Raw genomic sequence first — 12,073 nt, forward strand, 5'->3', positions numbered from 1 at the left:
TTCCTAGGAAAGGGATTCCACGGTTTCCTGAAGCGTTTCCCAGTCTTCCATCAGCTTCTTTAGCTTCTTTTTCTTTTCTTGGTATTTATCAAAGAAATTTGGCTTGGCAATAGTCTCTTCGTAATTAATTGACAATTCGGTGTCTATTGCGGCTATTTCTTTTTCTAAGCTAGAAATTTTAGCTTCCACATTGCTCAATCTATTTTTGGCCGATTTCAGCTTTTTCTGAACCTCGTATTCTTCCCCGGCACTTCTTTTTTCCTTTACTTCGGAAGGAACTACCGTACGCTTTTCAGCCTCACGAAGGTTCTCAATATTACGTTGTTCTAAGAAATAGTCAATGTCTCCTAAATACTCCTTAATTTGATGATCTTTAAACTCATAGACTTTATTGGTTAATCCCTGCAAGAAATCACGATCGTGAGAAACTAAGATTAGCGTGCCCTCAAAACTTTTTAATGCATCTTTTAATACATTTTTAGACTTTATGTCTAAGTGGTTTGTGGGCTCATCCATTACCAGGACGTTAAAGGGCTGAAGCATAAGTTTTGCCAGCGCCAGTCGGTTTCGTTCGCCACCACTAAGTACACGTACATATTTTTCTACCTCATCGCCTCTAAAAAGAAAAGACCCCAATATATCGCGCACTTTACTTCGGTTTTTTTCATTGGCAGCGTCAATCATGGTGTCCAATACTGTTTTGGAGCCATCTAAATAATCGGCCTGGTTTTGGGCAAAATAACCTATCTGGACGTTATGGCCTAAAGTAAGGGTTCCACCGTATTCAATTTCGCCAACAATCATTTTTGCTAGTGTGGATTTTCCCTGTCCGTTTTGGCCTACAAAAGCAATCTTCGCATCACGATCAACTAGTAAGTCCACATTCTCCAAAACTGTTTTGCTGCCATAACTTTTTGATGCATCTTCAGCTTCAACCACAACTTTTCCCGGTGTAATGGAAACTGGAAACCGCAAGGTCATTACGCTGTTGTCGTCTTCATCAACTTCAATGCGATCCATCCGGTCAAGTTTTTTGATAAGCGACTGTGCCATAGTTGCCTTGCTGGCTTTAGCACGGAATTTATCGATGAGCTTTTCTGTCTGCTCAATTTGTTTCTGTTGGTTTTTTTGTGAAGCCAGTTGCTGCTCCCGCATTTCATTCCGAAGTACCAGATATTGGGTGTAAGGTTTGTTGTAATCGTAAATTTTACCCAGTGAAATTTCAATAGTGCGGTTGGTAACATTGTCTAGGAACATTTTATCGTGCGAGACAATAACTACAGCACCTGCATAGTTTTTTAAGAAATCTTCCAACCATAAAATAGACTCAATATCTAAGTGGTTTGTTGGTTCATCCAGCAGCAGTATGTCGTTGTTCTGAAGCAAAAGCTTTGCCAGTTCAATACGCATACGCCAACCACCCGAAAAAGTTTCGGTGAGTTTATCAAAATCTTCCCGTTGAAAACCTAAACCCTGTAGAATACGCTCCGTTTCGCCTTGGTAGTTATACCCGCCGTGGATTTCGTATTGATGCTGTACATCGTTAAGATCGACCATTAATTGATGATAGCCCTCGCTTTCATAATCGGTACGTTCTGCCAGTTGGGTGTTTATATGCTCAAGCTTATTTTCCAGTTTTTTAATTTCGGTAAAGGCTTCGTACGATTCCTCAAGCACAGTTCTTCCCTTATCAAAATCTATATCTTGCTTTAAAAATCCAATAGAAATTTCCTTATCGGTGGCTATCTGGCCAGTGTCGTATTCCTGCTCTCCGGCAATAATCTTAAGCAAAGTAGATTTTCCCGCTCCATTTTTCCCCACCAAACCAACGCGATCGCCTGGTTTTAATTGAAACGTGATTTTTTCGAATAAATAATCGCCTTGAAAGGAAATTGAAAGATTATGGATATTGATCATGGGTTACAAAAGCATTAAGTATGAGGCAATAGGAATTAAAAATATGAATTTCTATTATTCAGCAATTAGCCTCAAAATTTTTGCAAAGATGCTTAAATTTGCAGCGTTAAAAAAGCTGACCATGAAATTATTAAAAGGCACCAAACTCTACAGTATTTTTACAGGCACTTGTCCCGTGTGCCATAAAGGCGATATGTATTTGGAGAACAACCCTTATAAGGTTAACAAAATCATGGAAATGCATGAACATTGCAGCAATTGCGGCAAAAAATATAAAATAGAGCCTTCTTTCTTTTTTGGGGCAATGTATGTTAGCTATGGCGTAGGAACGGCTATTGCCATCGCCGCCTTTATAATTGCTTATTTTTTTATTGGTTTAGACAGAAACTACACCTTTTTGGTCATTATTCTATCCTTGGTAATACTCTTTCCTTATATCGTGCGGATTTCTAGGAATATTTGGATAAACCTATTTATTGACTACGATAAGGAAATTGCCGAGCGTTAAAAACCTAAGCTGCATCTATTTCCAGTTTCGGGTTCTTTTTATATCCATTTCCTTAGACAACGAAACATTTTCGGTTACATGCCTATAGAGAATTTCGGCCAATAAAGGCGCCATTAAAAAACCGCGAGACCCTAAACCATTAAAGAAAACTATATTTGAACTTTCTTCCCAAGCCCCTAATAACGGGCGGTGATCTCTTGTGGTTGGTCGCACCCCTGCTGTATGTGCTACAACCTGAAAAGAAGATTGCGTAATTGTTCTAAGCTTTGTTAGTATTTGTTCTTTAGCTTCTTGGGTTGGGTTTAAGCTATAATCGTCACGGCTATAAGTTGCGCCAACTTTGTAAGTGTCATTGCCTAAAGGAATAACATATACTGGACCTTTTAACAGGTTGTCCATTTTTAATTCGGGAGCTTTGATTACAATATACTCACCTTTGTTGCCGGTTATTGCATGCTTCGGAAAAAAAGGATTTTGAACCGCCTTTGCACCTTCGGAAAAAATAATTTTTGCTGCTGAAATATCTTTATAAACAACTGCATTATTCTTCTCTTGAAGCAAATGGTATTCAAAATTTTCAGAAAGCAATAAATTTTCAGATGCTAAATAATCGCGATAACCAGCTAGTAATCTATGGGCATCAATTTGACCTGTTCCTAAAACCGCTCCGAAACCATACGGAGCATCAATTGCTGGATTCGTGTTTTTTATAAATTCAGAAGCGAGAAATTGTTGTAACTCCTTTTTATCGGTAGCCACGGACCAATTATTCTGTTCCGCTACACTTTTCAATATCCGTAAAATGGGGGTTTCGCGAAAAATATTACAAGATATCTTTTCAGAAACTTCTTTGTAAAAACTTCTTGCAGCAGGATAAAAGGCTGAAGCATTCCAAGCTGCTGTAAAGCGTTTTAGTACGGTTGGGTTAAAAACACCACCCGACTTTGCCGTAGATCCCTCCTCGTTGTTGTCAACTACAATAAAGGACTTGTTGTGCTTTTTAAGCTGCTCACAAAAACTTACACCTGCAATACCGAGCCCTACCACAATATAATCTACATGTTTCATAACTATAATTAATCTTTTAACTATTTTTCCGAGAACTGCTTCCACCAAAAAAGCAAATCCAATTGTTAGGAACAAAAAACCCTTCAATTTCCAATATAGAAGGTGAAGGGTTTTTTAAAGCTTAGAATGTATGGATTAGTAATTCCACAGATCTAATTCAATATTACGTATTTTTTCTTTGATTCTGTCAGACTCTAACAATTGCATTAAGGCGTTATCATTAATGTAATCGCTTACTTCTCTATCGCCCTGAACATTGTCTTCCTTATATATTAGGCCATTAAAGCGTCTCGAGTTGAGTAAATGGTCAAAGGAAACAGGTTGCGAGGTGTTTTTACGGTTAAAGGCCTGGGCTTCGTGTAAAACCTCACGTGCGCCTGGGAACCAAACCCAAAACAACTCTACTTTTGCATCCAAGCCATCATCAAAGGCCTTAGAACGGGCTTCATTTGCTACCGGACAAATACCGAGCAACCTATATTTAAGCTCGCCTTGGCGCTTATCGATATACCAAAAACCCCGTATGCGGTATTCTTGGATATCTCCAGCATCTAAAGAGAAGCGACGAATATATTGTGGATCTACAACCCCTTCAGCATTAAATTGTTCAATTCCTAAATCTGTAGTATCACTATAGACCAAGGAGGCTTCAATATCCTTCAAGGTACGTTTTTCGGTAAAATATGAATCTGAATAAACGTCTTCAATCTTTCCGTTCTTGATGTTTTTCACCAAGACATCATATAACGAACGTCTAGAGCCACCAATGTTATTGGTATCAATAGGGTAATATAGCGGAAAGTTGACGCGTTCGTCCAAATCTATGATTTCCCAAGTAGCCTTGGACCACATAATGTGGCGATCGTCCGTATAGCCATAAGGCAACGGTTTATCGTTATCATAAGCAATCTGCGCTTCGGACTTTTTGCCAATCTCTTCTGGTGATTTGGCATTAAGAATATTAACCTGTGCATTTGCACCGGCCATTATTCCAAGACCAAAAACACATAAAACAACATTTCTCAAATTCATACCTATAAGGATTTTATTTCTAGTTTGTCAATTCAATAAATACCGGAGAAGTTCTTTTTAGCTTAACGCTACTTCCTGAAATACTGGTTTTAATATCGAATATTTGTACGGTTTCACCTCGACCTGCTCTTTTAAGGGCAGATTTGGCAGCGCCATTAAGTTTGTTTCCGTTAACCCTAACTGTTGGCTGTCCTGAAACTTTAAAGCTAAACCCGGTTACATTAAGTTTTAATGCAAAGTCGAAGTCTTGTAAAGCAGCTCCAACACTAGATATTGCTAAACCTCCGCGTTCCATACGTACAGGGCCACCGTTACCATCTTCTCCACGAATGGTACCAACTGGACTCGGTATATCTTTTATACGGAATTCAGCCGGAGTTCTAATTCCAGTACCGTCTGGCAAAGTTCCACTAGCCGTAATAGTAACCGTTCTACCAGCACCAGGACGCATCATATACTTACTACCTGAAACTTTAGATAGACCTTTTGCGGAAGCACTTACCTTACTATCTGGAATACCAGGAATAGAAACCGTCATTGGGTTATCAACTCCACGATATACTACGTTCATTTTGTCTGCAGCAATTACAGCTGAGTTTGGTTTTGATATTGTAGAGAAACTTAAGTTAACCGGTACTTCGGTGTCTTCGCCGTCTTCGGTAAAGATTAAGTTTCCTTCAATTTTGTGGTCTCCAGGAGAGCCAGCACCAATCTTCAACATAACTTTCCCTCCTACAACCTCATATTGATCTTCACTTAACGGCGTGCCATCTAAAGTAAGTTTTACATCGTTTGGTTTTGTATTTGGATCTTTACGCCCTAAAACAATTCCTCCGTCAAATTCTTCACCTGCATAATACGCACTTTTAGACGATTCTAAAAGCGTGTTGTATTGGGTAAAAGACAATGCCGCGGCTTGTTGTCCTGCCAGCATATTCGATAAAATTTCGTTTTCGGTAGTTTTAATATCACTCTGCATCTGGGTCAACTTTGTTCTTGAAGCCACCATCGGGAAGCCTTCAAAATGATAGTTTAACCACGGTACGGTTACGCCGTCATTACGTTTTACTGGATCTGTTTCAAATTTCTTCGATACATCTGCAACGATACTCTGGTATCTTGGGTCGTCTCCCATTACAGCAATAACGCCGTCTCTATACTTATTTATTTGATTTAAGAATTCTTGCCCAGCTTTAGTAAACTTATCGCCGTTGAATAGTTTTTGATCTAAATGATCTGATCTATCTTGTACCTCGTAGTTTTGGGTATCCTCAGAATCAATCTTACTCATCATATCAGTTTTCAATCCTGCGAGGTAAGCGTCAAATTCGCCTGATATTGCATTTATCTCGTCTGCTTTAGTCTTTACTGAACTGTATTGCTCAGGTTGCTCAGCAGCTTTGGTAGCCAAGTTTTCCATAAAAGCCATATTTCTAGCTTCTGCAGCGGTATTTGACTCCGTTAGTCGTTCATTTAAAAGGCCGAATGCCGAAAGCACTTCTTTTGACATGTTCAACGCCATCATGGCGATGAATATCAAATACATCATGTTAATCATTCGTTGCCTTGGGGATAGTTTTCCTCCTGCCATTTTTATTCTTTTTTAAAGATTAATAATTAAGGTGAGAACCTATCTTAGTTTTTTGGTGTCATTGCAGAAAGCATACCTCCGTAAACTCCGTTCAGTGAAGAAAGGTTAGTAGCTAAGTGCTTCATTTGTTGTTTTAATTGCTCTGCATTTTCAGCAGCTTCTTTATTCGCTTCGGCCTGACGACTAGTTGACTCAATCTGAGTTTTGTACAAGCTGTTTAATGAATCCATTTGTGCAGCGGCAAAAGCCATTTCCTCACTGTATTTTTTAGTAGAGTTCATTGCTTCGGCAGTAGGTGCCATGCTTTTGGTAGCGCCTTCAAAAGAGCGGATACTAGATGAAAGACTATTCATAAGGTCAGCATCTATACGTGCATCTTTAAGCATTTCGTCTAATTTTCTAGACAATACACCTTGTGCTTCAGTTGGCTCTTCTTTTGAAAATGCTCTTTTGGTAGATCCTGCACCCCCAGCTAATTCAGGATACACTAAAGACCAGTCCAACTCATCATCTACAGGTTCAAAAGCTGATATAGCAAAAATTATTGCTTCGGTAACCAAACCAATGGTCAATAACAGGTTACCACCTATTCCCGCAATTTCAAAGTGGGTAATCTTAAATAGTGCACCAATAATTACAACTGATGCTCCAAGGCCATAGGCCATGTTAAAAAGTTTTTTCGAGGATTTAGATTTTGCCATAATAAATTAATTTTTAGTTGAGAGTTTTTGATTAAGGTTATTTTAGTTTAGTAATTCTTGAATTAGCGTGCGTCACCAAAACTTTCATTTAAGGTAACATCGGTACCCATATAATCTTGAACAGTTCTAAAGCCAATATAGCTTCTTGCAGAATCTGCATATTCAAAATCGCGAGTACTTACTTGTAGGTAATAAGCAACATCTTTCCAAGACCCACCGCGAACAACTTTTCGCATATTGTCTGGATCGTTCACATTAGGGTTCATTGATGAAGAGTAATCATACGAAGCAGGATCATAAGACGAAGCTACCCATTCGGCAACGTTCCCAGCCATGTTGTACAAGTTGTAGTCGTTGGCCTCATAAGATTCGGCCTCTACGGTATATAGTGATTGATCGGCTGCGTAATCGCCACGTAAGGGCTTAAAGTTTGCCATAAAGCACCCTCTATCATTTTTGGTGTATGGTCCGCCCCAAGGATAAGCAGCTGACTGAAGGCCTCCACGTGCCGCATACTCCCACTCGGCTTCACCTGGAAGACGGAAAGAGTTCACCTGCGGACGTTTTTTAGATTTTTGATATGCATTTTTATAGAGCGTTCTCCATGCGCAAAAGGCTTTTGCCTGTTTCCAGTTTACCCCAACTACAGGATAATCGCCGTAGGCATCGTGCCAAAAGTAATCATTGTGCATTGGCTCATTATATGAGTAGTTGAAGTCTCTGATCCAAACGGTAGTATCTGGATAGATTTCCAATTCTTCTTTTTTAATAAAATCTTTTCTTCTTTTAGACTTGTCTCGTGCGGCACCGTCAATATCCATATAGGTATATTGAAACTTTAGTTTGGTTACATCAATTGTGCGTTGCCCGTTGTACGATTCTTCTGCGGGAATGTACATGGTATCCATAACTTCTGAATAGTATTCGTCTGGATACTCTGCGGTGTTCCAAATTAAACGGGTATCATCATTAAGCTTTCTTCCAGCGTAGTAATCTTCTCCCATTCCGAAATAATTGTCGTACATATACTGTTCGTACGGGGTCATTTCTTCATTTTCCTGATCAACAAAGGCAAATTCCCCTACACCTCCATCACCTGGAGTTGCACCAATTTCATCGGCCATAATAGCCAATCGAAGTCGTACGGTAGAATCTCGTACCCAATGTACAAATTGGCGATATTCTGAGTTTGTTATTTCCGTTTCATCCATATAAAAAGACCTAACGGTAACAGTTTTTGTTGGCGCATCGTTAACGGCAACAAAATCATCCTCACTTTTACCCATAATAAAGGACCCGCCTGGGATAAGCGTCATTCCATATGGCTTCTCAGGATGCCATTTTTTACCTTTTACCCCGACCAGTTCTCCTCGATCTCCGGAGTCACAACTGAATAAAAAGGCAACGATCGCAGTTAATGCAATAAACTTCTTCATAGGTATTTTGGTTAAATTTCGGGATTTCAGGGCGTAAACGTATCTATAAATTTTATAAAAAACAATTTTTTTTTGAAAAACCACGCAACCCGTTTTAATTGTAATGTTTGGTTATACTTCATTTTTGTGGCGGGCTTTTAGCCACCGCTCAGGATATTCCTGATTACATGCACTCAAATATTCGCCATAAGTGCAAGGTAATAACGTTCGCCTTTTTAATTTATTATTAACATTTGAAAGAAAAGGCAAAACAATCCACCATCTTTCTGTTTTGTTACTCTTTTTAAACTCTAATACTTCATCTTCAATAGGTACCATATATGATGTAAAGAGCTCATCATTGTCAAAATCGTCATCTTTTACTCTAAAATTAACACCTTCAATAAAGTACCAGACTATCTGAGCCACCAGCATAGCGCCACTTTTAGTTTTAATAGAATCGCTAAGCTCAAAGACACTAAATGACTTTACGCTATTGCTAATACCGGCATAACGGGAAATGGCACAAATTTCACGACCGTCAAAACCATTTGGGCTCTGGTTATTTTTATAACTTAATTCTGCGCTTTTTATTGCGGTAACATCCAATGTAACCATTTCAGCATTACGCAATATGGGTTCTACCGCTGTAATATCTGCCGTGACTTCCCCCAGTCTAAAAGCATCAAAAAATAACTTTTCCATCAAGGCTATTTCCTGAGGTGCGTTAAAAAAAGATTGGTATCCAAGCACGCTGTAATTAAAAAGATTATACGGTTGATCTACCACCATTTTCCCCACGTATGACTTATTTGAAATGGGCAATTCGGCATTTCCAAGGTCAAAGCGATTGTCAATATTAACTACATTAACCATTTTTCCGCACGTATCATAAGCGCGATATTGGGCATATGCTAAATCCTGGCTGCCACCTAAAATAAGCGGAATAATGTTTTTTTTCATTAAGGCAGCAATAACTTCCTTAGCAGCAAAACGGGTATCCTCAAGGGTTTCTCCCTTTGCGATATCGCCAAGGTCAATAATATTGTAATTCCAGTTGCCCGGATAAAGAGAGTATAAGGCCTCTCGATAAGGATCAAAACTAACATTACTGCCGAGGTAATCAATATCGCCGCGATTTTCGGCAATACCAAGAATGGCAAATTTAACATTTTTTAAGCCTGGTAGTTCCCCTTTTTCTGAATGGACTGCTAACTGCTTACCCAAGGTTCCCACGGGTAGGAGTTCGCGATGTGCCAATACTTTTTTGGAAACTGGAGCTAAAAACTCTATCATTATTTTTTCTTAGCGGTGGATTTCTTCTTTGTAGTAGTCTTCTTTTTAGCCGTAGTCTTCTTTTTGGCTGCAGCCTTTTTCTTCTTCTTCGGACTCTTCTTTGCAAGTATTTCCTTGGCTTCCTCCAATGTTATTTTATCGGCTTCAGTACCTTTTGGTAATTCCACCTTAGTCTTTCCCTTTTTAACGTTAAAACGTCCCCAACGTGCTTTTTCAATCCTAATCTTTTCTTCTGGCCACTCGTTGATTAGCTTATCAATTTCTTTTTGTTTCTTGTCTTCAATAAGCTTGACAATATCTTCGTCCGAAAGGTTATCAAAATCATACTTCTTGTTCACATTAATAAACATGTTGTTCCATTTGATATACGGACCAAAGCGTCCAACCCCTTTTTGTACGGGTAAATCTTCATACGTATATATAGGAGCATCGGCTTTTTTCTTTTCTTCTATAAGCTCTTTAGCAAAAGCCATATCTACATCTAGCGGATCCATGCCCTTTGGAAGCGAGATAAAGGTTTTCCCAAAACGTACATAAGGCCCATACCGACCATTGTTAACCTCTACTTCTTCATTTTCATAAACCCCCAATGTCTTCGGAAGTTTAAAAAGATCCATTACCTCTTCAAAGGTAACCAAGTGCAGTTGCTGATCTGGACGAAGACTGGCAAACTTTTTCTCTTCATCATCGGGTGCGCCAATCTGTGCCATTGGGCCGTATTTTCCTAAGCGAACCAAGACTGTTCTACCAGTTTCAGGATCTTCACCTAAAATACGCTCCCCACTTTCACGTTCGGCATTTTGTTCTACATCTTCTACCTGTGGGTGGAATTTTGCATAGAAATCTTTCATCATCTGCGTCCACTCTTCTTTTCCTTCGGCAATATCGTCAAAATTCTGCTCTACTCTTGCCGTAAAATTGTAATCGAGAATATTTTCAAAATGACCTACCAAGAAGTCGTTTACAATCATCCCAATATCGGTAGGCACGAGCTTGCCTTTATCGGAGCCAACAGTTTCCTTTAAGGTGTTGTCCTTAATATTTTCTTTTTGAAGTGTAAGCTGAAGATATTTTCGCTCAACACCCTCTACGCTACCTTTTTCAACATAGTTTCTACTTATAATCGTAGAGATAGTAGGGGCGTAGGTTGACGGACGGCCAATACCGAGTTCTTCTAATTGCTTTACCAGCGAAGCTTCTGTAAAACGATAAGGAGGTCGGGTAAACCGCTCGGTTGCCGTAATATAATTGCGCTCTAGGGCATCGCCTTTTTTCATATTTGGCAACATACCTTCTTGCTCTTCTTCTTCAAAGTCGGTCCCCTCTAAATATACTTTTAGGAAACCTTCAAACTTTATCATTTCGCCATTTGCGCTAAAGTTCTCTGAAACTTTTTCCTTTGAAAGAACATCAATTTTAACATTGGTACGTTCCAATTGCGCATCGCTCATTTGGGAGGCTAAGGTACGTTTCCAGATAAGGTCGTACAATCGTGCTTGATCGCGATCGCCAGAAATTCCATGCTGGCTCATATCTGTAGGGCGAATAGCTTCGTGAGCTTCTTGTGCACCCTTGCTTTTACCTTTATAATTACGCGGCTTGCTGTATTCTTTTCCGTAGGAAGAAATAATTTCCTTCTCCGCTGCCTTTTTTGCATCGTTAGAAAGGTTTACGCTATCGGTACGCATATAGGTTATAAGTCCGGCCTCATATAAACGCTGTGCGATTGTCATTGTTTTTCCAACAGAGAAATACAGTTTTCGCGCCGCCTCCTGTTGTAATGTTGAAGTAGTAAAAGGAGCAGCAGGTTTCTTACTGGCTGGCTTTTTGGTTAAATCTGAAATTTTATAATCGGCACCTAGATTTTTTTGAAGAAACTCGCGCGCTTCCTTTTCAGTATTAAAGTTCTTTGGAAGCTTCGCTTTAAACTTACTGCCGTCTAGCGTAACAAACTCCGCATCAATTCTATAAGATCCAACTGGATTAAAAGCCTCTATATCGCGTTCGCGCTCTACAATCAAGCGCACTGCTACAGACTGCACTCGACCAGCAGAAAGTCCGCCTTTCACTTTTTTCCAAAGCACGGGCGAGAGCTGATAGCCCACCAAACGGTCTAAAACACGACGGGCTTGTTGGGCGTTAACTAGGTTGTAATCTATTTGGCGCGGGTTTTCAATCGCTTTTAAGATTGCCGATTTGGTAATCTCATGAAAAACAATTCGCTTGGTTTTATCTTTATCCAGCTTTAACTCTTCAGCTAAATGCCATGCAATAGCTTCTCCTTCGCGGTCCTCATCACTTGCTAGCCAAACCATTTCGGCTTTTTTGGAAAGTGCCTTTAATTCTGCGACTAACTTTTTCTTGTCGCTGCTTACTGTATATTTAGGCGTAAAATCTCCATCAACATCAACACCCAATTCCTTGGATGGAAGATCTGCAATATGCCCAAAACTTGAGGACACCTTAAAATCTTTCCCAAGAAATTTTTCAATGGTTTTTGCTTTTGCAGGGGACTCAACTATCACTAAATTCTTTGCCATATCCT

At 39.5% G+C, this 12,073-nt stretch carries 9 protein-coding genes; 1 reads left to right on the plus strand and 8 read right to left on the minus strand.

What is annotated here, in order from left to right; all coding sequences use genetic code 11:
• Nucleotides 1-3 precede the first annotated feature (3 nt).
• Complete coding sequence (gene abc-f / locus QPK98_RS08735) at nucleotides 4-1,917, minus strand: ribosomal protection-like ABC-F family protein (RefSeq protein WP_310992829.1); 1,914 nt, start codon at nucleotides 1,915-1,917, stop codon at nucleotides 4-6.
• A 121-nt stretch (nucleotides 1,918-2,038) separates the two neighbouring features.
• On the opposite strand from abc-f, the gene QPK98_RS08740 reads away from it, so the two are divergent.
• Nucleotides 2,039-2,425, plus strand: coding sequence for a DUF983 domain-containing protein (locus QPK98_RS08740; RefSeq protein ID WP_310992830.1), 387 nt, complete (start codon nucleotides 2,039-2,041; stop codon nucleotides 2,423-2,425).
• A 15-nt stretch (nucleotides 2,426-2,440) separates the two neighbouring features.
• Here QPK98_RS08740 and QPK98_RS08745 read toward each other — a convergent pair whose 3' ends face one another.
• The 7 genes from QPK98_RS08745 to topA form a co-directional block, all read right to left on the minus strand.
• Nucleotides 2,441-3,493, minus strand: a complete 1,053-nt coding sequence (locus QPK98_RS08745) for an NAD(P)/FAD-dependent oxidoreductase (protein ID WP_310992831.1) — start codon at nucleotides 3,491-3,493, stop codon at nucleotides 2,441-2,443.
• 135 nt (nucleotides 3,494-3,628) lie between these two features.
• On the minus strand, nucleotides 3,629-4,525 hold the full coding sequence (gene porN, locus QPK98_RS08750; protein WP_310992833.1) for a type IX secretion system ring subunit PorN/GldN: 897 nt from the start codon (nucleotides 4,523-4,525) through the stop codon (nucleotides 3,629-3,631).
• Between the two features lie 19 nt (nucleotides 4,526-4,544).
• Nucleotides 4,545-6,116, minus strand: a complete 1,572-nt coding sequence (gene porM / locus QPK98_RS08755) for a type IX secretion system motor protein PorM/GldM (protein WP_310992834.1) — start codon at nucleotides 6,114-6,116, stop codon at nucleotides 4,545-4,547.
• A 44-nt stretch (nucleotides 6,117-6,160) separates the two neighbouring features.
• Nucleotides 6,161-6,817: a type IX secretion system motor protein PorL/GldL gene (gene porL / locus QPK98_RS08760; RefSeq protein ID WP_310992835.1), complete on the minus strand. Its 657-nt coding sequence runs from the start codon at nucleotides 6,815-6,817 to the stop codon at nucleotides 6,161-6,163.
• A 62-nt stretch (nucleotides 6,818-6,879) separates the two neighbouring features.
• Nucleotides 6,880-8,253 (minus strand): T9SS ring complex lipoprotein PorK/GldK, encoded by a 1,374-nt coding sequence (porK, locus tag QPK98_RS08765; protein WP_310992836.1) that lies wholly within the window; start codon nucleotides 8,251-8,253, stop codon nucleotides 6,880-6,882.
• 111 nt (nucleotides 8,254-8,364) lie between these two features.
• Entirely contained in the window at nucleotides 8,365-9,528 is a 1,164-nt protein-coding gene (locus QPK98_RS08770) for a formimidoylglutamase (protein ID WP_310992837.1), read from the minus strand.
• Complete coding sequence (gene topA / locus QPK98_RS08775) at nucleotides 9,528-12,068, minus strand: type I DNA topoisomerase (RefSeq protein WP_310992838.1); 2,541 nt, start codon at nucleotides 12,066-12,068, stop codon at nucleotides 9,528-9,530. Before topA ends, QPK98_RS08770 begins: the two co-directional genes overlap by 1 nt.
• Nucleotides 12,069-12,073: the final 5 nt, after the last annotated feature.

The organism is Aequorivita marina (assembly GCF_031631895.2).
Lineage (GTDB): Bacteria > Bacteroidota > Bacteroidia > Flavobacteriales > Flavobacteriaceae > Aequorivita > Aequorivita marina.